Here is a 24,270-nt window from a genome sequence, read left to right as displayed (position 1 = left end):
AACCGAATTGAGCCCGTTGCCCATGGCCGCTGCCCGTCCTGAAAAAATCGCCATCAGCCTGCTCAAGGGGCTCAAGCCGCTGGGCGATCTCAGCCAGGACAAGCTCGAGGAGCTGGCCAGCAAGTCCACCATCCAGGAATTCCCCGCCGGCCGCACCCTGTTCCGTCAGGGCGAGCGCGACAAGCGGGTGATCTACCTGCTCTCGGGCACCCTGACCCTGCACAGCGCCGGCAATCCCAAGGCCCGCACCCTGCGCGCCCGCAGCACCCCCCTGGCCGACGCCATCGAGCCGGAAATCCCGCGTCCCTGCACCGCCAAGACCAAGACCGCCTGCAAGCTGCTGTTCGTGGACAGCGATCTGCTGGAAATCCTCACCGAGGACGAGAACTCGGGCCTCATCGAGGTGGAAGAACTCTCCGGCGACGACGAAAGCGCCTGGATGGTGCGCTTCCTCCAGTCGCGCGCCTTCCTCAAGCTGCCCACCGAGAACATCCAGACCCTGCTGATGAACCTCGAGGAAGTGCCCTTCGCCAAGGGCGACGAGGTCATCCGCCAGGGCGAGACCAACGACTACTACTACATCATCCATTCGGGACGCTGCGCCGTGTCGCGCCGGCCCGCGCCGAAGCTGGATGCCATCCAGCTCGCCATCCTCACCGTGGGCGACGGTTTCGGCGAGGAGGCGCTGATCACCGGGGGCCGCCGCAACGCCTCGGTGACCATGCTCGAGGACGGCGTGCTGATGCGCCTCGACAAGGACAAGTTCCTGGAACTGCTGGCCGAACCGCTCATCAACACCATCGACAAGCAGACCGCCGAGGCCAAGATCGCCGCCGGCTGCCTGCTCATCGACGTGCGGCGCAACGACGAATTCATGGCCCGCCGGGTGGAGGGCTCGGTGAACATCCCCCTGTCCATGCTGCGCCTGAAGCTGGACGGGCTCAATCCCGAACGGGAATACGTGCTGCTGTGCAACGACGGCAGTGAGAGCGCGGCGGCCGCCTTCCTGCTGGCCCAGCACGGTCTCGACTGTTACGTGCTCGAGGGCGGGCTGAACCAGAACGATCTGGCCATGCCCGAGCCCAACCTTTCCGTGCCGGTGCTCGACACGCCGGAAGGGCGCAAGACCCTGGCCGCCCAGAAGACCCAGAAGGCCGCCGAGGCCAAAGCCCGCAAGATCAGCGCCGAAGCCGACCAGGCCCGCGAGGAGGCCCGCAAGCTGGCCGAGAAGGCCGAGGCCGCCGAAGCCGCCCGCCGCGAGGCCGAGGAACGCATCAAGCGCCTGCAGGCCGAAGAGGCGGAAAAACGCGAGGCGGCCCTCACCGCCGCCCGCCAGCGCCTCAGGAAGGAATCGGAACGGGCCAAGGCCGCCGAGGAACAGGCGGCCAGACTCAAGCTCGAAGCCAAGGCCGCCAAGCGCAAGGCCGAAGAGGAACTGCAGCGCCTCAAGGCCGAGGCCGAAGAGAACGCCAAACGCCAGGCCGCCCTCGACAGCGCCCTGGAACACGCCCGCAAGGTGGCCGCCGAGGCCGCGCGCGAGGCCGAGGCCGCCCGCCGTCAGGCCGAGAAGGAAGCCGCCGAGATCCGCCGCAAGGCCCGGGAAGAGGCCGAACGCCTGCGTCAGGAGATGGAGGAAACCCGGCGCCGCTTCGAGGAAGAGACCCGCCAGCTCAAGGAACAGCAGAGCCGCGAACACCAGCAGGTGCTGGAAGCCGCCCGGCGCCAGGCCGAGCAGGAACACCAGGCGGCGCTCGAGGAAGCCCGCCGCAAGGCCGAACAGGAGCACCAGGCCGCCCTGGAAGCGGCCCGGCGCCAGGCCGAGGAAGAAGCCCGCCGCAAGGCCGAGGCTGAAGCCGAACGGATCCGCCGCGCCGCCGAGGAAGAAGCCGAGAAGCTGCGCCGGGAAATGGAAGCCGCGCGCCGGGAACTGGCCGAACAGGCCGCCCGCCTGGCCGAACAGGAACAGGAACAGCAGGCCAAACTGCGCGAACAGGCGCGGCGCGAGGCGGAAGAACTGGCCCGGGCGCGCACCGCCGAGGCCGAATCGGAAGCCGAGCGCATCCGCCGCGCCGCGGAGGAAGAGGCCGAGAAGCTGCGTCGGGAAATGGAGGCCGCGCGCCGGGAACTGGCCGAACAGGCCTCGCTGCTCGTGGATCGCGAGAAGGAACACCAGCAGCAACTCCTGGAACAGGCCCGGCAACAGGCCGAGGAACTGGCCCGGGCGCGCACCGCCGAGGCCGAGTCGGAAGCCGAACGGATCCGGCGCGAGGCCATGGAAGAGGCCGAGCGGCTGCGCAGCGAGATCCAGGCCACCCGCGAAATGCTCGCCGCCCAGGTGGCCGAGGCCAAGCGCCAGGCCGAGCGCAAGGAACAGGAACAGATCAGCCGGCTGGCCGAGGCGGCCGAGCGCAAGCGCCAGCAACTGATCGAAGCCGAGCGCCAGCGCCGCGAAGCGGCCCTGGCCGAGCAGCGCCGTGCCGCCGAGGAAGCCGAACGCCGGCATCGCGAGGAACTGGAACGGCTGGCCGCGGAAGAGGCCCGGCGCGAGGAAGCGGCCCGCCGCCTGGCCGAGGAAAAGGCCTATCAGGAAGCCAAGGCCCGCCGCCTGGCCCAGGAGAAGGCCCGCCGCGAAGCGGCCGCCAACCAGGCTGCCGCGAAACGGGAGGCCGAAGCCCGGAAGAAGGCGCGCAAGGCCGAAGCCATGCGCCGCAAGGCCGAGGAAATCCGCCGCAAGCTGGAAGAGGCCGAACAGGCCCGGCGCGAGGAAGAGGCCCGCCAGCGGGCCGAGGGCATGTCCCTCTCCGAGGCCGTGCTCAAGCGGGTGGGCAACCGGATCATCCTCGAAGGGACGCAGGACATCTTCATCTTCAAGGAACCCTCCATCAAACCGGAGGATCTCGAAAAGGAGGAAGGCCCTGCCGAGAATTTTTTAGCACAGACCGAGGCGGCAGACGCGGGCGACGCGCCCGATGACGGTCTGCCGTCGTTCCATTTCGACTCGCCGGACCAGGACTACGTGCCCATCGCCCGGGACGAGCTGGACGAAACCCTCTCCCGCCACGAGGCCGAAGCCGCCGAGACGCGCCGCCAGCACCTGCGCCGTTTCTACGCCATCGCCGCCTCGGTGATCGCCGCCGTGGCCCTCGGCGTGAGCCTGTTCGTCTTCCGGCCCGAACCGCAGGTACCGGCCCTTGCCGCCCGCCAGGCCGATACCGGCAAGACCACCGCCAGCGTGAGCCGCGCGCAGGCGCGGCAACCGCGCTTCTCGCTGGCCGAGCGCATCCGTCAGGAACGCCGCCTGCGCGAGGAGGCCGAGGCCCGCTTCGAACGCCTGCTCGAAACCTGGAAACGGGAACGGGCCCAGTCCCCCGCCGCCGACCAGAGCCGCCGTGACGCGCCTGCCAGCGAGGCCGAAGCGGCGCTGGCCACCGCCACACCGCAAGCGGAGACGGCAACGGCGGCCGAAGCGGTGGCGGCGCTCACCCCGCCCGAGGTGGCACTGCCGCCCCTGCCGGCGGCCCCCGAGGGGCCCCTGCCGCCGGTCAGTGAAGTGATCGAACAGAACGACGCCCTCGCCCCGGACGCCCAGCACCCGCTGCCCGCCGCAACCGACAACACCGCTGCCGACACGGAGGCGGCTGCCGCCGAGGCCGCCGGCACCGAGCCGTCCAATGAGGAGCCTGCGACCGCGGCGGCCAGTGGCGAGGAGCGCGCCGCCGCCCCGCCTATGGCGGCGGTGGCGGCGGCAGAATAGCGCTCTTGGGATAGTCCGACTTCTTCACGTACTCGAAGATGGCCGTGTAGACCGGCCAGCCTTCCCCGTCCAGCACCACCACGCTCCAGCGTCCGGTCATGCCCGGATTGAGGCCCTTGCGCGAGGCCACCCGCCAGCGCGGGCCGCCCACCTCGAACTTGCGCTCGGTCACCATGTTGCCTTCGTATTCCCAGCGATGGGTCACAGTCTGGCCGGTGAAATGGCGCAACTCGGTAAAAAAGTAGATCTCGCGGTGATCGTTGGTCAGGCGCAGCACCTGATCCACCGGCTCGCGCTCCTTCACCGCGGTGGTGAACACCCCGCGCGCGACGCGGGGCTTGCCGGCCGCCGCCAGGCCCGCGCCGGGCAGCCCCGCCACGAACGACAGGCCGGCCAGTTGGCGCAGGAAACGGCGGCGCGGGAACGGTTTACCTTGCATGAGTCGTCGATTACCCTGTCAGCCCAGCCTGTGGCAAACCTAACACACCCGACGCTGCCCTGCAGCCGCCGGCTTCCCGATCCGAGACGCCCCATCGTGAACAGCGCCGTCGCCCGCCCGGTCATTGAAGTGCAGGATCTGTGCAAGCGCTTCGGCCCCGTCACGGCCGTGGACGGGATTGGCTTTGCGGTGACCCGCGGCAGCATCACCGCCCTGCTCGGCGGCAACGGCGCCGGCAAGACCACCACCATCGCCATGCTGCTCGGCCTGCTGCTGCCCTCCCGCGGCCGCATTCGGGTGCTCGGCGAGGACATGCTGCGCCACCGTTACCGGGTGCTCGACCGCCTGAACTTCACCTCGCCCTACGTGGACCTGCCGGGGCGGCTGTCGGTGGCGGAGAACCTCAACGTCTACGGCCGGCTCTACGGCGTGCCCGGGCGACATCAACGCATTGCCGAACTGGCCGAGGAGCTCGATTTCACCCATCTGCTGCGGCGCGCCTATCGCACCCTCTCGGCCGGGCAGAAAACCCGCGTGGCCATCGCCAAGGCCCTGCTCAACCGGCCCGCGGTGCTGTTCCTCGACGAGCCCACCGCCTCGCTGGATCCGGATACCGCCGACCGCATGCGCCGCTATCTGCTCGACTACCGCCGCCGGCACGACACCACCCTGTTCATGGCCTCCCACAACATGGCCGAGGTGGAGCGCATGTGCGATCAGGTGATCCTGATGCGCGCAGGCCGGATCGTCGATCAGGGCAGCCCCCGGGAACTGATCGATCGCTACGGGCAGGCCGATCTGGAAGCGGTGTTCCTGACCGTGGCCCGCAACGGCGCGGAGGCGACCCGTGCCTGATCCGATCGCCGCCTCCCTGAACCGCATCCTGGCGATGCTGATCCGCTACACCTTCCTGCTGCGCAACAGCTGGCCGCGGGTGATCGAGCTGGCCTACTGGCCCACCATGCAGATGATCCTGTGGGGCTTCATCAACCAGTTCCTGGTGCAGCAGAGCGCCTGGCTGGCCCAGGCCGCCGGGCTGTTCATCTCGGCGGTGCTGCTGTGGGACGTGCTGTTTCGCGGCCAGCTCGGCGTGTCCATCGTGTTCTTCGAGGAGATGTATTCGCGCAACCTGGGGCACCTGTTCGTCTCGCCCCTGCGGCCCTGGGAGCTGATCGTCTCGCTGCTGACCATCAGCCTGATCCGCACCGTGATCGGGGTGGGCGCGGCGGCGCTGCTGGCCATCGTCTTCTACGAATACTCCATCTTCGACATGGGCCTGCCGCTTTTGGCCTTCTTCAGCAACCTGCTGGTGATGAGCTGGGCCATCGGCCTGATGGTGATCGCCATCGTGCTGCGCTACGGCCTCGGCGCCGAGGGCCTGGCCTGGGCGGTGATCTTCGCGGTGGCGCCGGTCAGCGGCATCTACTACCCGGTGAGCACCCTGCCCGACTGGCTGCAGCCGGTGGCCTGGAGCCTGCCCTCCAGCCACGTCTTCGAAGGCATGCGCCGGGTGCTCATCGACGGCCATTTCGACTGGGCCCTGTTTCGCCACGCCGTGGCCCTGAACGCCGTCTACCTGGCCCTGGGCATCGCCACCTTCCTGCGGGTGTTCCACATCGCCCGCCGCAAGGGGCTGCTGCTCAATGCGGGGGATTGAGACCGGATGGCAACGGCGGCTCCGCTGCGCTTGAGCCGCCCTACGCATCCTTTCCTCTTGCCTCTTTTCTCTGAATTATTCGCCCTTCGCCCGGAGTTTCGTGCGAATGAAGTCAGCGTGCGAGACGTAGAGCAGATCCGCGATCCGCCGCACCAGGTGTTCCTCGTAGCGGTCCAGCTCGGCATCGGCCAGGACCACGCGCCAGAGGTTCTCCAGCAGATCGCACTTCTCGGCCGGGCTCAGGTGGCGGTGCAGCAAGGCGGTGAATTCGTGCAGGGAGACGGCATCGCGCACCCGCGCTTCGGCGGCATGGAAGAGGCGTTCGGCGTCGGCGCGGTCGAGACCGAACTGGCGCTTGAGCGCCCGCACCACGGCGTCGCGCTCGGCCGGCTGAACCACGTGATCGGCCTGCATGGCATCCACCAGCAGGGCTGCGGCGGCCAGGCGCACCAGCTCCTGCTCGTTGGCGTCGCGGCTCGAGGCCTCGAAGGCGGGGATCCGTTGCAGGTATTCGCGCAGGCGTTCGAGCATGCAATCGTCCTTCAGGAGAGCAATTCCAGCCGCCAGATCAGCCAGGCGGCGGCCAGGGCGGCGAGGATCAGGGCCAGCAGGCCATCGCGCACGCCGTCGGCGGGACGGCTGGATTCCTGCCACAGGCGGCGTTCCTGCCGATCCAGCGGCCGCGCGGCCTGGCGCAGGGCCTGCCAGGCCTGGCGCAGCGGCGTGGGCACCGCCTCGCCGCCGGCCGGCGCGAACGTCTCGATGCCGCGGACGGCGGCCGGCTGGCCCTTGGGGAAGCGGGCCTCGCCCGAGACCACCAGGTGGCCTTCCACCGGCACCTTTCCCGCGACCTGGAGCACGGCCATCACGTTGCGTTCCAGTTCGGGCAGGGGGTTGGCGAAGCGCCAGGTGCGGGCGCCGACCACCTGGCTCCAGTTGTCCATGCCCTCGGCGGCAAAGATCGCCCCCCGATAGCGCTGCACCATCAGGACGTCGATGGACCGGGGCGTGAGCAGCAGGTAGTCGATGAACACTTCGCCCTCGAGCCCGTCGGGCAGGACCACGGACTCGAGCATGCCGGCCCCCGCCCGTCGCAGGCGGCGGCGCAGACGCCGTTCGGCCCGGTAGCGCCCAAGCGCCGGCGCGGCCAGCCACAGGGCCACGGCCAGCAGAAACAGCGGGACGCCCCAGGTGGCCAGGGGGCCTTGCCAGTCCAGCCAGTCGGTCATGCGGGCATGCTCTCCAGGTTGGGGTTGCGCAGGGGCCAACGATGCCGACCGGCGCGAAATTGGGTATCTTACCCAAACCGCGCCCCCGAGGAGAACGCCGTGATTCCCCCGCTGCAACCTGCATCCGCCTTCCGCCCATGAGCCTGCCCCCGGATCTGGAGGAGGCCCAGCGACTGGTCAATGCCTACGGGCAGGTGCTCGCCTCGCTGGACGGCAGCGGCTGGGCCCATCCCCGCTCGCTGCTGCCCGCCGCGCCGGAGCAGATCATGGCCGCCATTCACCGCCTGCTGGGGTTTCTGGCCGATGCCGACTCGGCGGTCTGCCAGAGCCTGGCCCAGAGCTACGTCTACCTGGCCCAGTTCGTGGACGATGCCGAGGCCGACACGGTCCGCCGCGGCCAGGCGGCCCTGGGCGCCCAGCCGCCGGACCCTTCCGAGCTGCCCCTCGCCGACGAGGCGGCGCGGATCATCAACCGCATCAAGCTGGAGATGGAGAACCTGTTGCAGGACGTGCAGATCTACCTGCGTTGACTCACCGCGATGGTCATTCCGCCACCTCGACCCGCAGGGTGTCCAGCACCTGCTCCACTTCATCGAAGTCGAGCATGCAGATCCGCACCGGGTCCCGCTTGCCCTTGATGCGCAGGTGCTTGCGCCGCGAGGCCACGAAATCGCCGGGCAGGTAGCGATAGGCGCATTCGCTGAGGATCACGTCGGTCCCCAGCAGCTTGGTGGCGCTCTCCAGGCGGAAGGCGATGTTCACCGCATCGCCCAGCGCCGAGTTGTCCTGTCCGCCCACCGAGGCGGCGCCGGTGTTGATGCCCACGCCGATGCGGATGGGTTCGGGCACCTCGGTGAAGGTCTTGTTGAGATCCCGCGTGACCTTGTGAATGCGGGCGGCGGCGGAGAGGGCCTGGAGCACGGTGCGCTGCGGCTGCCGGTCCGATTCCCAGCGCGCGAACACGCAGTCGCCGATGAACTTGTCGACGATGCCGCCGTGGGCGAGGATGGCGTCGGACACCTGGTGGAACCAGCTGTTCATCAGCTTGGTGAGGGTGCGGATGTGGACCTGTTCGGAGAGGGTGGTGAAGCCGCGGATGTCGGCGACGAGAATGGTGATCTGGCGGATTTCGGGGGTATCGGAGATGACCGTGTCCTGGAGGGAGAGGGTGTCGAGAGAGATGGCCTCTTCCGCCGTCTGATGGAACTCCATCTCGATGTGGCCCATCCGGATGCGGTCGCCCGGCTTGAGCTGGCGCGGGGTGGTGATCCGCTGGCCGTTGATGAAGGTGCCGTTGGAGCTGCCGCTGTCGATGAGGTAGTAGTCGCCGGAGCTGAAGCGCCGGATCATGGCATGGTTGCGGGAGGCGTGCAGATCGGGCAGGACGATGTCGGAGCTGCGGTCACGGCCGATGGTCAGTACCGATTTGCACGGGACATCCTTGACTTCACCCTGAAATTTGTACCGGATAAAGGCCGACATGGCACCCCATCATCCTGCCGCGGCAAACCGCCACACCCAAACCGCGATGATACATGAACCGGGAGACGCGCGTGTGTCCGCTCAGGCCATCCCCGTCCCGGCCAGCAGGCGGGTTCGCTGCCGGCGCACCGGCTGGAACAGGGCCACGCCGTCGGCCGCCCGGATCCCCTGCAGGATGTCGTCGAAATCGGCCCGCTCGGCTTCCCGGGGCTCGGCCGTCAGTTCGTCCACCTCGCCGTAGTGGCGGCGGATGTGCGCCTCCACCGACTCCTCGACCCGCGGATCGCCGGCGAAACGCTCCACCGTGCGGGCTACGCGAAACAGCCAGGCCTGGGCGAACACGTCACCGCGCCGCGCCCTTTCCGCCTCCTCGTCGTCGAGCCCGGCCACGAAGCGCGCCCGGGCGTCTTCGAGACGGCGCAGCAGAACCTTGAAGGTGTAAGTGGCCACTTCGGCGCTGTGCCCCATGCCAATGAAGCGGTATTCCGGCCGGCAACCGAAACGGCGGGCCAGGATCACCCGGCAGTCGAAAGCGTTCGCCACCAGGTTGGCCAGGGCCAACACCCAAAACGGCGGGGAATAGGCACTGCCGGTATCGAACCCTGCTTCCTGTATATCGGCCAATTCCAGATCGGCTTCAGAGATCCGGTATTTTTCCATCAGGCGGCGGGCCTGACGCAGGGCGGCGGCCGCCTCGTTGGGATTGGCCGAATCGGAAAGCCGCAGGCATTTGGCGATCTTTTCGATGATTTTTCGCTGATCCACCCGCATCTCCCTGGTCGTTTCAGGTTGTTTTCTTTCGATTTTATAATACAAACATGAATTTACATCAACTTTTTCGTAAAATACATTAAATTCGCATCCATTCGGAGCAGGTGCGGCTCGGCAAGTGCTTGTTTTACACTTTTGCGACCCCATTGCGACAGGAACGCCAGCCATTTATCCACCCCGGAAACCCGCCCCATGATTCCCGAAAAGGTCACAGCGCCCACTGCCATCGATCTCGACGAAATCCGCCGCCAGGCCTGGGCCGCGCCCTGCCCCGCGCCCCTGGACGAGGCGCAGCGCCAGGCCCTGCGCGAGCGCATCAAGGCCCTGCTGAAGGAACGGAACGCGGTGCTGGTGGCCCACTACTACGTGGACGAGGAGTTGCAGTCCCTGGCCGACGAGACCGGCGGCTGCGTCTCCGACTCGCTGGAGATGGCCCGCTTCGGCCACGCCCATCCGGCCGAAACCATCGTGGTGGCCGGGGTGCGCTTCATGGGCGAGACGGCCAAGATCCTCAATCCGGAGAAGCGGGTGCTGATGCCCACCCTCGAGGCCGAGTGCTCGCTGGATCTGAGCTGCCCCGCCGACGCCTTCAGCGCCTTCTGCGATCAGCATCCCGACCGCACCGTGGTGGTCTACGCCAACACCAGCGCCGCGGTGAAGGCCCGGGCCGACTGGACGGTGACCTCCTCCATCGCGGTGAAGGTGGCCGAGCACCTGCACCGCCAGGGCAAGAAGATCCTCTGGGCGCCGGATCGCTACCTGGGCGCCTACGTGCAGGAGGTCACGGGTGCCGACATGCTCATGTGGCAGGGCTCGTGCATCGTGCACGACGAGTTCCGCGCCGACGCCCTGAAGCAGCTCAAGGCCGAACACCCCGAGGCGGCGGTGCTGGTGCACCCCGAATCGCCGCCCGACGTCATCGCCCTGGCCGACGTGGTGGGCTCCACCACCCAGATCATCCAGGCGGCGAAGACGCTGCCCAACGACACTTTCATCGTCGCCACCGATCGCGGGATCTTCTACAAGATGAAGGAGGCCGCTCCCGGCAAGACCTTCATCGAAGCCCCCACCGGCGGCCTGGCCGCCTCCTGCGGCTCCTGCGCCCATTGCCCCTGGATGAACATGAACGGCCTGGCCAACCTGGCCGCCGCCCTCGAACACGACGGCCCCGAACACGAAATCCACGTGGACCCGGCCATCGGCCGCGAAGCACGCAAATCCATCAAACGCATGCTCGACTTCGCCGAAAGCCTCAGGCTGCAGGCAACGGGGGAGGCGAATGTGGCTTCGCCGGCGTGAATCAGGATCGGTGGAAATAACGCGGAGGGCGCAGAGACGCAGAGGGCGCGGAGATTTGATGAAGATGGTAGTCGTAGGGTGGCTCAAGCGCAGCGGAGCCGCCGCCAGAGCAACAGAGAAAAGTCGGCTCCGCTACGCTTGAGCCGACCTACCGGGACCGGGTGCAAAAATCCGTCACGATTGTTGAGCCAAAGCCCGACCGACAAATCACCAACCCTCTCCGCGCCCTCTGCGTCTCTGCGCCCTCCGCGTTCATTACACTCCCCCCTGCTTCGAGGCCTCACCCTTCAAGGCTGCGCGAGGCGATCTCGTAGACGTCCTTCGACAGCCCTTCCCGCGCCACGATCCGTTCGAGCTGGGCCTTCATCAGGGCCTGGCGGGCCGGGTCGTAGCGGCGCCAGCGGCTGAGGCTCTTGACCAGGCGGGCGGCGAGGCTGGGGTTGAGGGGGTCGAGTTCCAGCACGCGGTCGGCGAGGAAGCGGTAGCCGCTGCCGTCGGCGGCGTGGAAGCGCAGGGGGTTGCCGGCGCAGAAGCGGCCGATGAGGGCACGCACCTTGTTGGGGTTCTTCGGATCGAAGGCGGGATGCTGCATCAGCGCCTGCACCCGTTCCAGGGTGTCCGGCAACGTGGCGCCGGCCTGCAGGGCCAGCCACTTTTCCACCACCTGGGGATCGTGGCGGAAACGGGCATAGAAGTCGTCCAGAGCCGCCTGCCGGGCGGGGATGTCCAGATCGGCCAGCAGGGAGAGGGCGGCCATCATGTCGGTCATGTTGTGGCGGGCCTCGTACTGATCCACGCACAGCTCGTAGAAGGCCGGCTCCTCCAGCGCCACCAGGTAGCCCAGGGCCATGTTCCGGTAGCTGCGGCGGGCCATGTCGTCGGCGCTGAAGCGGTAGGGGCCGGGCTCCACGTTGTCCTCGTAGATGCGCAGGAAGTCGGCCCGCAGGTGTTCGGCCATCCGCCGACGCAGGAAGCAGCGGGCGGTGTGGATCGCTTCCACGTCCACCACGTCCATCTGATCGGCAATGTAGCTTTCGGACGGCAGGGTGAGGATGCGCGCGGCCAGGGCCTTGTCGATGCCGGGATCGGTGAGCACCTTGCCAAAGGCGTCGAGCAGTTCGCTGTCCACGGCCAGGTCACGCCCCTGCTGCACGTCGGTCACCAGGCGCAGCAGCGCCCCCATGGCCAACTCCTGGCCGGCTTCCCAGCGGTTGAAGTCGTCGCTCTCATGGGCCAGGCGGAAGCGCCAGTCGGCATCGGTGTAGCCGGTGTGCAGCTTCACCGGCGCGGAGAAGCGGCGCAGGATGGAGGGACGCGGCCGTGCGGTCAGGCCAACGAAACGGAAGGTCTGCTCGGGCTCGGTGAGGGAGAGCACCCGTTCGGTGCCGAGCGGGGCGCGCTCGCCCTCAAGCTGCAGCGGCAAATCGTTACCTTGCGCATCCATCAGGCCGACGGCCACCGGGATGTGGAAGGGCTTCTTCTCCGGCTGGCCGGGCGTGGGCGGGCAGGACTGGGAAAGGGTGAGGCTGTAGACGCCCTGCGCTTCGTCCCAGTCTTCCCGCACGGTGATCTCGGGCGTGCCGGCCTGGTCGTACCAGCGGCGGAACCGGGTCAGGTCAATGCCGTTGGCGTCCTCCATGGCGCGCACGAAGTCGTCGGTGGTCACCGCCTGACCGTCGTGGCGTTCGAAGTAGAGATCGGTGCCCTTGCGGAAGCCTTCCCGGCCCGTCAGTTCCTGGATCATGCGCACCACCTCGGCGCCCTTGTTGTAGACGGTCACCGTGTAGAAGTTGTTGATCTCGATGTAGTGATCGGGCCGCACCGGGTGAGCCATGGGGCTGGCGTCCTCGGCGAACTGGTGGGTGCGCAGCACGTTCACGTCGTCGATGCGCTTGACGCCGCGGGAATTGAGATCGGCCGAGAATTCCTGATCCCGGAACACGGTAAAGCCCTCCTTGAGGGAGAGCTGGAACCAGTCGCGGCAGGTGACGCGGTTGCCGGACCAGTTGTGGAAATACTCGTGGCCGATGATGCTCTGGATGTTGTAGTAGTCGCCGTCGGTGGCGGTCTCGGGGCTGGCCAGCACGCAGGAAGCGTTGAAGATGTTGAGCCCCTTGTTCTCCATGGCGCCCATGTTGAAGTCGTTGACCGCCACGATCATGTAGATGTCGAGATCGTATTCCCGCCCGTAGGTCTCCTCGTCCCAGCGCATGGCCTGCTTGAGCGAGGCCAGGGCGTGATCGGTCTTGCCCAGGTTCTCCTTATCCACATAGAGACGCAGCGCCACCTCGCGACCGGACAGGGTGGTGAAGCGATCCTCGACACATTCGAGCTGCCCGGCCACCACCGCGAACAGGTAGCTGGGCTTGGGGAAGGGATCTTCCCAGCGCACCCAGTGGCGATCCCCCGCCTCGCCCCGGGCCACCGGGTTGCCGTTGGACAGCAGCACCGGATGGCGCGCCCGGTCACCATGCAGGGTGACGGTGAAACGGGCCATCACGTCGGGCCGATCGGGGTAGAAGGTGATGCGCCGGAAACCCTCGGCCTCGCACTGGGTGCAGAGCATCTTCCCCGAATGGTAGAGCCCCTCGAGCGCGGTATTGGCCGCCGGGTGGATACGCACCTCGCTCTCCAGGGCAAAGGCCGCCGGCACCTTTTCGATGGTCAGGTGCTCGTCGTCCAGCGTGTAGTCGCCTTCCCCCAGTTCGCGTCCGTCGAGCCGCAAGGCCAGCAGTTCGAGCTGCTGGCCGTCCAGCACCAGCGGCGGGTTGGCGTGGGGATGGTCGGGATTGCGGCGCATGGCCAGCTTCGCCCGGACCACCGTAGCCTGCTCGTCCAGGTCGAATTCGAGTTCCACCGTATCCACCAGATACGCCGGCGGCGTGTAATCCTTCAGGTAGATGGTGGGCGGGGTGGATTCGGGGGTGGTCTTGGCGATGTCGGCCATGCGATTTTTTCCTTTGGAAAACTTGTCCAGCAATAGACGGATTGTACCTGTAGGAGCAGCGCCTCGCCGCGATGAACAGGGCCGAGGGACGAGGGACGAGGGACGAGGTCATCCACGCCAAACAACCAATGTCATTTCTCGGCCCTCGGCCCTCGCCACTCGTCCCTGCATGGTCGCGGCTCGCGCCGCTCCTACCCGGGGAAAACCCAACGTCGTTGCCAGCAACCCGTCCCCAGCCACCCGCTACCGCTTGATCGCCCCGCCCCGCCGGATGCCGTCCGGCCCGAAGCGGGACTGGATTTCGTCGGCCAGGCGGTCGATTTCGCGCTGGCGGCGGCGTTGCGGTTCGGCGAACAGATCCGGCTGGATATGGGGCTCTGTGGCCGGATCCACAAGTTCGTGGACGCCCATGCCGATGAGGCGCACGGGGCGGGTCTCGCCCTGCAGGGCGGCGCGGAAGAGCCCCTCCGTCGCGTGCCAGATCTCGGCGGTCACGTCGGTCGGTTCGAGCAGGGTACGGGATCGGGTGATGGAACGGAAGTCGGCGAAGCGCAGCTTGAGCTGCACGGTGCGGGCCAGCCGGTCGTGACGGCGCAGGCGGCGGGCCACCTGCTCGGTGAGATCCAGCAGCCGGGCGCGCAGGGTGTCGCGGTCGCCCACGTCCACCGGGAAGGTGGTCTCGTGGGAGAGGGACTTGGCCTCGCTGTCGGGCACCACCGGCCGGGCGTCGCTGCCGCGGGCCAGCTCGAAGAGGCGCTCGCCGAAGCGGCCAAATCGCTCGACCAGCCAGTCGCGGGGCTGGCGGCGCAGATCGGCAACAGTGCGGATCCCGTAGCGTTCCAGCTCGGCGCAGGTGGCCTTGCCCACGCCCCACACGCGGCTGGCCGGCAGGGGGTCGAGGAAATCCTGCACCGCGTCGGGCTTCACCTCCACGAAGCCGTCGGGCTTGTCCAGATCCGAGGCGATCTTGGCCAGGAACTTGTTGGGCGCCACGCCCACCGAGGCCACCAGATCCAGCTCCTGGCGGATGGCCTGCTTGATGGCGCGGCCGATTTCGGCGCCCGGGCCGAACAGCTTCTGCGATTCGGTCACGTCCAGGAACGCCTCATCCAGCGACAGGGGCTCCACCAGCGGCGTGTAGCGGGCGAAGATGGCCCGGATTTGCCGTGAGACGGCCGCATAGCGCTCCATGCGCACCGGCAGAAGCACCGCCTCGGGACAGCGCCGCAGGGCCGTGGCCGTGGGCATGGCGCTGTGCACCCCGAACTTCCGGGCTTCGTAGCTCGCCGCCGACACCACCCCGCGCCGTTGCGGCGCCCCGCCCACGATCACCGGCCGCCCGGCCAGGGCGGGCTGATCCCGGATCTCCACCGAGGCATAGAAGGCATCCATGTCGACGTGGAGAATGGCGCGGGGCTGGGGCATGAGCCCATTTTACGCACAATTCCTTGCATCGAATATTCTGCAAACAACTATTCTGCAAACAACACGGAGGGCACGGAGACACGGAGAACACGGAGAACACGGAGACGGGGGATTGTCAGTGGAAGAGTGCCCCCAGGTAGCGATATACAACCTGCCAGAACCGGAAAATCGCGGACGATCTGCGTCCTCCGTGTTCTCTGTGCCTCCGTGCCCTCCGTGTTCCTTCCACCGCGCCGGAACGATCCTTTCAGGGCCAGCTGCTGTAGAGTTCGAGGAACCTGAGCACCTTCTTCACGTAGTCGCGGGTTTCGGGATAGGGCGGGATGCCCCGGTACTTTTCCACGGCTTCCTCACCGGCGTTGTAGGCGGCCAGGGCCAGGTGGAGCTGGCGGGGGTAGCGGTCGAGCAGGTAGCGAAGGTGGCGCACGCCGGCCTCGAGATTCTGGCGGGGACTGTAGAGATCGGTCACGCCGTAGCGTCGCGCCGTCTGGGGCATGAGCTGCATGAGACCCGAGGCACCGACCCGGGAGGTGGCATTGGGATTGAAGTAGGACTCGGTGCGAATGATGGCCTTGACCAGGGCCACGTCCACCTGGTGTCGCTCTGCGGTCTCCCGGATCAGATCATCGAAGCGCAGGTGGTTGACGGCGGGACTGATGGTGTAACCCGCCGCGGCCACCCGGCCAAGCCGCCTGACGTCACGGCTGGCCGAAATCAGCTTGAAGGAGGCCTCCTGGCGCGGCCGGTCGGTCACCAGCCGGCTGCCGTCCGGGAGCTGGTAGACGTAGTAGCCGGCCGAGGCCGCTCCGGAGACGAGCCAGAGCAGCAGCATCGCCCGGACAGCGTGACGCCAATGGTGCATGTCGGTAGAACCCCCAAGCGGATCGCGGTGCTTTCCTGTCCTATCGGCACCGCAAACTGTGACTTGAGTCGCATTTTCGGGGGCGCCGGCCTGGCGGTCAACCTCGGTGGCGTGCCAGGGCATCCCCCGCCCACTCCTGCAAGTGCCTGATAATCGGTCCTGCAGGTGCGGCGCAAGCTGGGAAATTGGCCAAGGTGAATCGCGGCTTGCGCCGCTCCTACTGCTGATTCCCTTTTCAGCCAATCCGCCAGACCGACTCCACCAGCCGGTCCAGGCCCTTTTCGCGGTAGCGGGGATTGGCGTCGAGAATGTCCACGGCGGCGAGCCGGGTCAGGCTGCCGTGGTTGGCGTAGAGATCGCGCACCTCCTCGTCACTGACGGCGAAGGGCGGCCCCTCGGCCCGGTCCTGCGCGTAATCGAGCGTGATCAGCAGGCGCGGGACGCCGGGGGCCAGGGCGTCCAGATGGGCCACGTAGTCCCGGCGCATGTCCTCGGGCAGGGCCACCAGCGAGGCGCGATCATAGACCGCAGAGACCTCGCCGAGCTGCGCCGGCTGCAGCTCGAAATAGTCGCCCAGCAGCAGGGTGATCTGTTCCACGGACCAGATCTCGAACGGCCCGGCGGCTTCCACGCGGGGCTGGAGATCGTTCTCCTCGAAAAAGGCCCGCACTGCAATGGGGTTGATTTCCACTCCCACCACGTCATGCCCCTGCTCCGCCAGCCAGAGCATGTCGAGGCTCTTGCCGCACAGGGGCACGAAAACCCGGCTGCCGGCATGCAGGCCAAGCGAAGGCCAGTATTCCACCAGCCACGGATTCACCTGATCCAGGTGAAAGCCGATGCGGTTCTGTTCCCAGCGGGCGTGCCAGAAATCGGGATCCATGAAAATGTCCTCTGCCGGCGGCTTGGGTTACCATTCTGCCCCAGATCGCCGGCCACGGCGATCGCCCTTCCGGGATAGTCCAGTTTGCCGCCGCCGGAGAAATCCATGCTGCACGTCACCGCCAACGACCGCTACACCATCGACGCCCTGGAACTGGGGCCGATGGCCAATTTCATCTACGTGATCACCGACCGCAAGAGCGGCCGCACGGCCGTGGTGGACCCGGCCTGGGAACCGGAGGCCATCCTGCAACTGGCGAAGGCGCGGGAAACCCGGATCAGCGACATCCTGCTCACCCACAGCCATTACGATCACATCAATGCCGTGGAACCGGTGCTGGCCGCCCACGATGCCGAACTGCACCTGCTCAAGGCGGAAGCGGCCTTCTGGGGCGACCATCCGGCCCGCCCCACCCTCCATCATGGCGAGGACGAAATCCGCCTGGGCGAAACGCCCATCCGCATCCTGCACACCCCCGGCCACACCCCCGGCTCGGCCTGCTATCTGATCGACGAGTTCCTGATCGCTGGCGACACTCTCTTCGTCTGGGGCTGCGGCCGCTGCGATCTCGACGGCGGTGATCCGGAACAGATGTACGACAGCCTGCGCAGACTCATGCAACTGCCCGACACCACCCTCACCCTGCCCGGCCACGACTATTCGGATCGTCCCACCGCCACCCTCGCGGAACAGAAGGAAGGCAACCCCTTCCTGCACTGCCCGGATCGGGAACATTTCGTGGAATACCGCATGCACGTGCATGACCGGATCCGCAACGATCCCTATTCAGCCGTGCATCGGGGAGATCCCGAAGATTGCGGTTGATCATTCCCGGAGAACACCGAGCTTTTTTCCTGACTCACGAACGAGACAGGTTGGCCGCGATATCCGGTTTCGTTCATCGCGGCTTACGCCGCTCCTGCACCTTATCCTTACCATCCAGGCAAGACAGGCTGGTCAAGCTTCCCCCAAGGGCCGGGTGATTTCAACTCTCATGCAAACGATGTAGTAACAGCTCTTTGACTTAATTCTTTCGTTTGCAACACAAACACTTTGCCTGTGCCCTTGCTGCCGTTTTCGTCACCTCAATGACCGGGATCAGTCAAACGCATTGAGCCTCTGCCCCCGTTTGCTATGTCCATAGCAGAGGCAGAAGTTGTTTCTGCCGGGACCGCAATAGCGGATTCTACCGATGGAACCAGGGGGAGGAAGGAATCATGAACACCGCGACCTGCAAAAACCTGCTCATCACGTTTTCCATGCTTGTTTTCGTTGCCTGTGGCGGCGGAGGCGGCAGCAACCCACCGCCGGGAGGCGGTGGAACGCCTCCGCCCAGCGGCAACGTGGTCTCCGTTACGACCAATGCCGAATGGATCGCTTGCCAGGACGGCACGAACGGCGCATGGGAAGTCTTGTCGTCAACCAATACCGCCACCACGGTGTTCCAGTGCACCATCGCTGATCCTGATGGCTACTATGGCATTGCTGTCGCCATTACCCGACCGACGGATGGTGGTGGCCAACAGCGAAATGTGGACATCCTGCAGGGACGTCTGAGCGAGGCGGTTGAACTGAACCTCGTTTACGAGGATCTGATCAGCAATCCGACCGCAAGCATTACTGTGTCGGTAAGCAACGCCAACCAGGGTATCGTTCAACAAGTCGCCATCGACCAACACCCACCCTTGTCTTTTAACCCATCACAAACATCGCAACAGGTTGATATTGAGACCGGCAGATGGGACATTGTGGGCGTTGAAATCGACAACCAGGGAGACATTGTCGGCAACATCTACCTGCAACGGGCCGTCGATATCGCTGACGGCAACACCTACGACGTGGACTTCAGCCAAGCCACCATCCCGAGTTCGGCGCTCGTACCCCACGCTTTCGTGATCAATGCCTCGGAAGGTGGAACTGCCTTTCTGCTGACGGAAAACTGGACAGCGGTTCCGGCCGTGGATCCGGTTGCATCCACTTGGTCATATTTGACTCAGGGACTGACTGACAAGGACCGCTACGTCTTCGCAGCACAACATTTGCAAACCGGCATTGCGGGGGAGGACCGCTATTATATCTGGACTCGCATTGCCGCTGCCGGTTCTGTGACTGCGGATCCAGGCGACATCAATGTGGACCTGACGGCAAAATCGCTTCTGGATATTACGACGCTGAGTCTCAACGGTTTCTCCTGGGGTGACTACACACCGGCAACCGGAAGCCCACCGCTGCGCGCCTATGGCATGGTACTGGGCCAAAATCCCGACCCGGGAACAACTGTCACCTGGGATGTCACCATGACCACCGGCTGGCTGAACGGCTCGACCACCTACACACTGCCCGACCTGGTGAACGATGCCACTTCAGCCCTGCCCAGCGAATACAGACTGGATGGCGCACTGGCGGCAGATGCCACGGCGAGCGTAATCATGTTCGACGTCACCCCGGCCGAAATGGCCCGGCAACTCGACCCTGTCGGGTTTTCGAGGCTGCATCTGGAAACCAGCGAATGGCGGGAATCGATCGTTCCGCAACTGTGAAACCCGAGGGAGCCGGTCAGCCGACCGGCTTCCCTCACTTCTCCGCCACGATGTACACCAGCCAGGATTCCTGGTTCTCGGCTTCGTCGGTTTCGTAGTATTCGCCGGTGCCTTCCATTTCGTCGCTGTCGTCGTCGGCTTCCTCGAAGCGTTCCCAGTAGATGCGCACCTTCGAGAAGCCGGCCTCTTCCAGCAGTTCGCGGATTTCGGGAATGGACCACAGGCGCCAGGCGTAGGTGAAGGCGTTGTCGAGGCGGGAGCCGTCGTCGAATTCGAAGTGGATGGCGCATTCCATGTGGTGGTCGATGGGGTTGAAGGACACCTGTTCCCAGATGTAGGTGGCGCCCTCGCCTTCCAGTTCGGTCTCCTCCTCGGCTTCGGTTTCACATTCGGTGCCACCGAAGAGATCGAGGAACAGCAGGCCGTCGTCCACCAGGCTCTCGCGGGCCTGGGCGAAGTAATGGCGCAGCGCCTCGCGGGTCTCCAGCAGGCAGTAGCTGAAATTGAAGGCGCAGACGATGTCCACCTTTGGCTCGGTGACCTCGCGCACGTCCTTCTCCAGCAGGGTCACCCGCTCGGCCACGTCGGCGCCGGCGGCCTCGAGGTTGTGTTGCCGACCCCAGGCCAGGGTATCGGCGTCGATGTCCACGCCCACGGCGCTGCGTTCCGGGTCGCTCTTGACCCATTCGCTGGACAGGTAGGCGGTGCCGCAGAAATCTTCCTTCAGGCTCAGGGGCTTGCGGCCCCGCAGCTCGCGGAAGATCCTGTCCAGGAATTCCACCTCGAAATCGGGGGCCTGGACGGCCTTCTGGTAGAGGACGTGGCGATCGGCCTGCTCGGCACGGGTGGCTCGGGATGCGGTGTTGCGACGGCTCATGCGGACCTCGGAATGCGGTGAACGGATGGAAACCCGAAGATTATACGCCGGGGGACGCGGCCACGGTGTGGTATCCTTGCCTTTTCCGTTCCTGCCGTATGCTGCAAGCCATGCCCGACTCCCAACCCCAGCGTCATGCCACCGTGGCGGTGCGCGTCGGCCACGTCGTCGTGGGCGGCGGCGCGCCGGTGGTGGTCCAGTCCATGACCAATACCGACACCGCCGAGGTGGCCGCCACGGTGGCCCAGGTGCGCGAACTGGCCGAGGCCGGGTCGGAGCTGGTGCGGATCACGGTCAACACCGCCGAGGCGGCCGCCGCCGTGCCCCGGATCCGCGAGGCGCTGGATGCCGTCGGCTGCGACGTGCCGCTGGTGGGTGATTTCCATTTCAACGGCCACCGGCTGCTGGCCGCGGAGCCGGCCTGCGCCGAAGCCCTGGCCAAGTACCGGATCAACCCCGGCAACGTGGGCAAGGGAAAGAAGAAGGACGAGCAGTTCGCGCGCATGATCGAAACGGCCTGCGAATACGCCAGGCCAGTGCGCATCGGCGTCAACTGGGGCAGCCTGGATCAGGCCCTGCTGGCGCGCATGATGGACGAGAACGCCCGGCGCCCCGAGCCCAGGACGCCCACCGCCCTGATGCACGAGGCGGTGGTGACCTCGGCCCTGGAGAGCGCTGCGCGGGCCGAGGCACTGGGTCTGCCCCACGACCGGATCATCCTCTCCTGCAAGATGAGCGGCGTGCAGGATCTCATCGCCGTGTACCGGGATCTGGCGTCACGCTGCGACTGGCCGCTGCACCTGGGCCTGACCGAGGCCGGCATGGGCGACAAGGGCGTGGTGGCCTCCACCGCCGCGCTGGCCGTGCTGCTGCAGGAAGGGATCGGCGACACCATCCGGATTTCCCTGACCCCGGAACCCGGCGGCGACCGCACCCGCGAGGTGCGCGTGGCCCAGGAGATCCTGCAGTCGATGGGCCTGCGCGCCTTCACCCCCAACGTGGTTTCCTGTCCCGGCTGCGGCCGGACTTCCAGCACCTACTTCCAGGAACTGGCCCGTGACATCCAGGCCTTTCTGCGTGAACAGATGCCGGTGTGGCGCCGGCAGTATCCGGGGGTGGAAAGCCTCTCCGTGGCGGTGATGGGCTGCGTGGTCAACGGCCCCGGGGAAAGCAAGCATGCCGACATCGGGATCAGTCTGCCCGGCACGGGCGAAGTGCCGGTGGCCCCGGTCTACGAGGACGGCGAGAAGACCGTGACCCTCAAGGGCGAGCGCATCGCCGAGGAGTTCCAGGCGCTGGTGACGGCCTATGTGCAACGGCGGTTCGGGGCGGGAGGGGATGGCGGTTCCTGAAGCGGGGGCGTGCGGCGGCAAGGCGCGGGTTCCGGCAACGCATTGACTGGTTTCCCGGCTGCCGAGTTATCGCGGCTTGCGCCGCTCCTACAGGGGGCCGGGAAGGCGGTTGGTGGCACCGCCGACGCTTTTCCCAGCCAGCCGTCCCCGGCTACCCGCTACCGCTTTATCGCGGCTTGCGCCGCTCCTACAGGGGCAGAGAAGGCGGTTGGAGGCATCCGCCGACGCTTTTCCCAGCCAGCCGTCCCCGGCTACCTGCTACTGCACATCACGGCGGGCCAGCTCCAGGCTCTTGATCAGGATGTCCTGATAGTCGCGGATCCGGCGCACGTAGATGACGGGTTCGCGGCCCCGGGCATAGCCGTGCTTGAGGGTCTTGTAATACTTCTTGCGTGACAGCAGGGGCAGGACCTCGCGCAGGTCGGGCCAGGCATCGGGGTTCTTGCCCAGGCGTTTGGCCAGGACCCGGGCATCGCGCAGATGCCCCATGCCCACGTTGTAGGCGGCGAGGGTCATCCAGTCGCGATCCGGCTCCGGCACCGTGTCGGGGATGCGCTTGCGCAGGCCGTACAGATAGCGGGTGCCGGCCAGAATGCTCTGTTTCGGATCCAGGCGGCTCTTGATGCCCATCTCCCTGGCGGTGGTCAGGGTGAGCATCATGATCCCCCGCACCCCGGTGGGGCTGCGGGCGCGGGGATTCCAGTGGGATTCCTGGTAGGACTGGGCGGCCAGCAGGGTCCAGTCGAAACCGTAGATCCGACCGGCCTCCTCGAACAGCTTGCGGTACTTCGGCAGGCGCGAACGGATGCGGCGCTTGAAGGCCCGGATGTCCACGTAGTCGAAAACCGGGATGTAGGCATAGTATTTTTCTTCCAGCGCCTTGAAGGCGTCGCTGGCGAGAAATTCGCTCAGCCAGCCGTTGACCGTATCGGCCAGCTGGCCCGCGTCAGGCGGCATCACCCAGGCCAGGGGTTCGGCCTCGGCAATGTCGAAACGCACCACCAGCTCCGGATAGTAGCGGCGATTGATGCGCACGATGTTGTCGTCGGCGATGGTGCATTCCACCTTGCGCAGCCAGACCTGCTCCAGCAGTTCCTCGGAATTGCGCTCCGGATCGGCCCGCCATTTCAGATCCGGATGGGTCTTCTGCAAGTGGCGCAGGCGTTCCTCGTAACTGCTGCGGGCCGCGACCACCAGGTCCACCTCGGCCAGATCGTCGATGTCCCGTGGCGTGGCCCCGCCGCGCCGACACACCACCTGCTGGCGCACCTCCATGTAGGGCTTGCTGAACAGGAAACGCTTCTCCCGCTCGTCGGTGCGGGTCAGGCCGGCGGCGGCCAGATCCACCTCGCCGTTTTCGAGCAGGGGCAGCATTTCGGAGAGGGTGTCCTTGAGCACGAAGCGGGGCGTGACGCCAAGGCTGGCGGCAAAGGCGTTGACCATTTCGTATTCGAAGCCGGCCATGCCCTCGCGGCCTTCGTAATAGGTCGTGGGGGCGTTGCGGGTAACCACCACCAGCTCGCCCTTCGCGCGGATCCGGTCGAGACGCGAGGGCGGCTTGCTGCAGGCCGTGACCATGACGGCCAGCAGCAGGATCGCCGCCAGCCGCCATGGCCACGCCACCGCGCCGGACGTCAGGTTCGCCACAGGCGATCTCCCCACTGGTGTACGGCCATGCCCAGCAGGATACAACAGGTGCCCAGCCAGACGACAGGGGCGATGTGCTCGCCATTGAAGGCCTGACCAATCAGCAGGGCCAGGACCGGCGTGAGCAGGGTCACCAGCATCACCCGGCTGGTCTCGAGGTGCTGGAGCACGTAATAGAACAGCACGAAGCCCACCACCGATCCCACCACGCCCAGATAGACGATGGACTGCCAGGCCCGCGCCGGCACCTGCACCGGCCAGTGGCCATCGAACAGCCCCCAGGTGATCAGGAACAGCGGCGCCGCCACCAACAGGCCGCCGGTGACCGTGGACAGGGCGGGCAGACGCGCCCCCACCGCCTTGACCCAGACCGATCCCAGCGAGTGGAACACCACCGCCAGCAGCACGCCAAGGATCCCCAGTGGGGCCTGTGGCCCCAGGCGGCCGCCGGTGCCGAAGATGGCCGCAAGGCCGGCCAGGCCCAGACCGATCCCCAGCAGGCGCAAGGGCGTGAGCGCCGACTCGCGCAGCCAGACGGTGGCGAAGATGCCGGTGACGATGGGACTGATGGCGAAGATCACCGAGATGAGGCCGGAGGGGATGTACTGGGCGGCCCAGTACACCGGCAGCATCCCGCCATAGATGCTCATCCCCGACGCCAGGTAGGAGAGCACCGCCTCACGCCGCCACGACAGCCGCCGCGCCAGAATCGTCATCAGCAAGGAGGAGAGGATCACGCCCAGCACCATCCGCGCCGAGAGGCCGAAGAGAAAACCGGGCCCCTCGCCGCTCCACTTGATGGCCAGCGGCGTGGTGGCCCAGATCAGGATGATGCCGAGATAGGCGGCGGGCACGGACATGATCGAATTCCTGTTTTCGTTGGTCCTGAAACGAGAAAGGCCACGATTCGGGAGAAACGTGGCCTGCGGAGAAACGGCTGTCTTGCGGAATGGATCAGTTGCGCGTTCGTTCCTCCGGCCACGGGCGAATCCACCACAGCGGGCGGTCGATGGCGGGCACGGCGACAGGAGGAAGAACGCGGTTCATGGGCCGAGTGTCGCGTGAGGGGCCATGGCTGTCAAGCCATGGGGGGACGGAATTTCCGG

Annotated in this window: 20 protein-coding genes; 8 read left to right on the top strand and 12 right to left on the bottom strand. The window is 66.5% G+C overall.

Annotated features, from left to right (window positions below; genetic code table 11):
* Nucleotides 1-22: 22 nt before the first annotated feature.
* A complete protein-coding gene (locus tag ACZ5BH_RS09795) occupies nt 23-3,754 on the top strand; it encodes a cyclic nucleotide-binding domain-containing protein (RefSeq protein ID WP_464889077.1) in 3,732 nt (1,243 codons plus the stop codon).
* On the opposite strand, the gene ACZ5BH_RS09790 is transcribed toward ACZ5BH_RS09795, so the two are convergent.
* Nucleotides 3,726-4,193 carry a DUF2914 domain-containing protein gene (locus tag ACZ5BH_RS09790; RefSeq protein ID WP_464889076.1) on the bottom strand — a complete coding sequence of 156 codons (468 nt, stop codon included), beginning with the start codon at nt 4,191-4,193 and terminating at the stop codon, nt 3,726-3,728. The genes ACZ5BH_RS09795 and ACZ5BH_RS09790 overlap by 29 nt on opposite strands.
* A 96-nt stretch (nt 4,194-4,289) precedes the next feature.
* On the opposite strand from ACZ5BH_RS09790, the gene ACZ5BH_RS09785 reads away from it, so the two are divergent.
* Both ACZ5BH_RS09785 and ACZ5BH_RS09780 read left to right on the top strand, forming a co-directional pair.
* Nucleotides 4,290-5,048: an ABC transporter ATP-binding protein gene (locus ACZ5BH_RS09785; protein ID WP_464889075.1), complete on the top strand. Its 759-nt coding sequence runs from the start codon at nt 4,290-4,292 to the stop codon at nt 5,046-5,048.
* Nucleotides 5,041-5,850, top strand: a complete 810-nt coding sequence (locus ACZ5BH_RS09780; protein ID WP_464889074.1) for an ABC transporter permease — start codon at nt 5,041-5,043, stop codon at nt 5,848-5,850. The genes ACZ5BH_RS09785 and ACZ5BH_RS09780 overlap by 8 nt, the downstream gene beginning before the upstream one ends.
* A gap of 75 nt (nt 5,851-5,925) precedes the next feature.
* On the opposite strand, the gene ACZ5BH_RS09775 is transcribed toward ACZ5BH_RS09780, so the two are convergent.
* Together ACZ5BH_RS09775 and ACZ5BH_RS09770 are read right to left on the bottom strand one after the other, a co-directional pair.
* A complete protein-coding gene (locus ACZ5BH_RS09775; RefSeq protein ID WP_464889073.1) occupies nt 5,926-6,381 on the bottom strand; it encodes a tellurite resistance TerB family protein in 456 nt (151 codons plus the stop codon).
* A gap of 11 nt (nt 6,382-6,392) precedes the next feature.
* Nucleotides 6,393-7,079 (bottom strand): nuclease-related domain-containing protein, encoded by a 687-nt coding sequence (locus tag ACZ5BH_RS09770; protein WP_464889072.1) that lies wholly within the window; start codon nt 7,077-7,079, stop codon nt 6,393-6,395.
* 137 nt (nt 7,080-7,216) lie between these two features.
* Between ACZ5BH_RS09770 and ACZ5BH_RS09765 the strand changes: the two genes are divergently transcribed.
* On the top strand, nt 7,217-7,609 hold the full coding sequence (locus tag ACZ5BH_RS09765) for a hypothetical protein (RefSeq protein WP_464889071.1): 393 nt from the start codon (nt 7,217-7,219) through the stop codon (nt 7,607-7,609).
* Nucleotides 7,610-7,622: 13 nt separating this feature from the next.
* Here ACZ5BH_RS09765 and ACZ5BH_RS09760 read toward each other — a convergent pair whose 3' ends face one another.
* Nucleotides 7,623-8,561, bottom strand: a complete 939-nt coding sequence (locus ACZ5BH_RS09760; RefSeq protein ID WP_464889070.1) for an FHA domain-containing protein — start codon at nt 8,559-8,561, stop codon at nt 7,623-7,625.
* Nucleotides 8,562-8,642: 81 nt separating this feature from the next.
* On the bottom strand, nt 8,643-9,326 hold the full coding sequence (locus ACZ5BH_RS09755) for a DUF2786 domain-containing protein (protein WP_464889069.1): 684 nt from the start codon (nt 9,324-9,326) through the stop codon (nt 8,643-8,645).
* 198 nt (nt 9,327-9,524) lie between these two features.
* Here ACZ5BH_RS09755 and nadA point away from each other — a divergent pair, with 198 nt between their 5' ends.
* Nucleotides 9,525-10,631 (top strand): quinolinate synthase NadA, encoded by a 1,107-nt coding sequence (gene nadA, locus ACZ5BH_RS09750; RefSeq protein WP_464889068.1) that lies wholly within the window; start codon nt 9,525-9,527, stop codon nt 10,629-10,631.
* Between the two features lie 280 nt (nt 10,632-10,911).
* Here nadA and pepN read toward each other — a convergent pair whose 3' ends face one another.
* From pepN to ACZ5BH_RS09730, 4 genes are all read right to left on the bottom strand, one after another.
* The gene (gene pepN, locus ACZ5BH_RS09745) at nt 10,912-13,578 is read right to left on the bottom strand and encodes an aminopeptidase N (protein WP_464889067.1); all 2,667 of its coding nucleotides are present in this window, start codon (nt 13,576-13,578) and stop codon (nt 10,912-10,914) included.
* Nucleotides 13,579-13,821: 243 nt separating this feature from the next.
* The gene (gene dinB, locus ACZ5BH_RS09740; protein WP_464889066.1) at nt 13,822-15,003 is read right to left on the bottom strand and encodes a DNA polymerase IV; all 1,182 of its coding nucleotides are present in this window, start codon (nt 15,001-15,003) and stop codon (nt 13,822-13,824) included.
* 247 nt (nt 15,004-15,250) lie between these two features.
* Nucleotides 15,251-15,865, bottom strand: a complete 615-nt coding sequence (locus tag ACZ5BH_RS09735; RefSeq protein ID WP_464889065.1) for a lytic transglycosylase domain-containing protein — start codon at nt 15,863-15,865, stop codon at nt 15,251-15,253.
* A 235-nt stretch (nt 15,866-16,100) separates the two neighbouring features.
* Entirely contained in the window at nt 16,101-16,748 is a 648-nt protein-coding gene (locus ACZ5BH_RS09730; RefSeq protein WP_464889064.1) for a thiopurine S-methyltransferase, read from the bottom strand.
* A gap of 105 nt (nt 16,749-16,853) precedes the next feature.
* On the opposite strand from ACZ5BH_RS09730, the gene ACZ5BH_RS09725 reads away from it, so the two are divergent.
* Nucleotides 16,854-17,573 (top strand): MBL fold metallo-hydrolase, encoded by a 720-nt coding sequence (locus tag ACZ5BH_RS09725; RefSeq protein WP_464889063.1) that lies wholly within the window; start codon nt 16,854-16,856, stop codon nt 17,571-17,573.
* 392 nt (nt 17,574-17,965) lie between these two features.
* Nucleotides 17,966-19,288 (top strand): hypothetical protein, encoded by a 1,323-nt coding sequence (locus ACZ5BH_RS09720; protein WP_464889062.1) that lies wholly within the window; start codon nt 17,966-17,968, stop codon nt 19,286-19,288.
* 34 nt (nt 19,289-19,322) lie between these two features.
* Here ACZ5BH_RS09720 and ACZ5BH_RS09715 read toward each other — a convergent pair whose 3' ends face one another.
* On the bottom strand, nt 19,323-20,165 hold the full coding sequence (locus ACZ5BH_RS09715; protein ID WP_464889061.1) for a class I SAM-dependent methyltransferase: 843 nt from the start codon (nt 20,163-20,165) through the stop codon (nt 19,323-19,325).
* A 110-nt stretch (nt 20,166-20,275) separates the two neighbouring features.
* On the opposite strand from ACZ5BH_RS09715, the gene ispG reads away from it, so the two are divergent.
* Nucleotides 20,276-21,517, top strand: coding sequence for a flavodoxin-dependent (E)-4-hydroxy-3-methylbut-2-enyl-diphosphate synthase (gene ispG, locus ACZ5BH_RS09710; RefSeq protein ID WP_464889060.1), 1,242 nt, complete (start codon nt 20,276-20,278; stop codon nt 21,515-21,517).
* A 258-nt stretch (nt 21,518-21,775) separates the two neighbouring features.
* Here ispG and mltF read toward each other — a convergent pair whose 3' ends face one another.
* Together mltF and ACZ5BH_RS09700 are read right to left on the bottom strand one after the other, a co-directional pair.
* Nucleotides 21,776-23,164 (bottom strand): membrane-bound lytic murein transglycosylase MltF, encoded by a 1,389-nt coding sequence (mltF, locus tag ACZ5BH_RS09705; protein WP_464889059.1) that lies wholly within the window; start codon nt 23,162-23,164, stop codon nt 21,776-21,778.
* A complete protein-coding gene (locus tag ACZ5BH_RS09700) occupies nt 23,152-24,024 on the bottom strand; it encodes a DMT family transporter (RefSeq protein ID WP_464889058.1) in 873 nt (290 codons plus the stop codon). The genes mltF and ACZ5BH_RS09700 overlap by 13 nt, the downstream gene beginning before the upstream one ends.
* Nucleotides 24,025-24,270: the final 246 nt, after the last annotated feature.

The sequence above is a fragment of the Thioprofundum lithotrophicum genome (assembly GCF_055387065.1).
Note: the sequence above shows the minus strand (reverse complement) of the source record. Positions and strands in the feature narration are given on the sequence as shown.